General features: G+C 74.3%; 1 pseudogene. It reads left to right on the top strand.

The features are described from left to right. Positions 1-837: pseudogene (locus ACLBYG_RS31590) on the top strand (glycosyltransferase); the annotation flags it as partial.

The raw sequence follows: 837 nt of genomic DNA, 5'->3' as shown, positions 1-837 counted from the left end.
GGGGGCGATCGGGCAGGAGACCCTCGACCGGGACGCGCTCCTGGACCTGCAGGCGCGGCTGGTGGCGGGGCATTTCGACCACGGCTTCTACCGGGCGCGCTACGGCCTGTCGGAGGCGGAGGACGCGGTGCGCGACTACTGCGACACCGGCTGGCGCAAGGGCCGCAACCCCAGGCCCGATTTCAACGGCTGGGCCTACCGCGCGCACCACCCCTCCGCGGAGGCGACGGGCCTCGCGCCCTTCGTCCACCACCTCGCCCGGGCCCTGCTGCGCGGCGACGACCTCGCGGGCGAGACCTTCGATCCGCGCTACGGCGCGCCGCCGGCCGAGGAGGACGCGGCGCTGTTCGAGCAGGCCCGCCTGATCGAGCCGCTCTTCGACGCGCCCTGGTACGTCAAGCGCTACCCCGACACGCGCGGCTTCGAGAACGGCCCGGCGATCCACTTCCTGTCCCACGGCCAGGAGGAGGACCGCGACCCGAGCAAGACCTTCTCGACCCGCTTCTACCGCCGGGCCTACGGGCACCTGCTGGGTCCCGGGGAGTCGCCGTTCCTGCACTACGTGCGCACCGGCCGGGCCGCCGGGCTGATGGGCTGCCCCGAGGATCTCGGCACCTACCCGCCCATGGAGGCCCCGGCCGCCGACGAATGGGACCGCCTGCCCCGGGCCCTGCCCATCGCGCAGGCCCGCGTCGTCGTCATCGTCCCCGTCTACAAGGGCCGCGGCGAGACCCTGCGCGCCCTCCACGCCTGTCTGTCGGCACCCCAGGCCACCCCCTTCACCCTGCTCGCCGTCAACGACCGCTCCCCCGACCCGCAGCTCACCGCGGAACTGGC

The organism is Methylobacterium sp. D53M (assembly GCF_053345625.1).
Note: the sequence above shows the minus strand (reverse complement) of the source record. Positions and strands in the feature narration are given on the sequence as shown.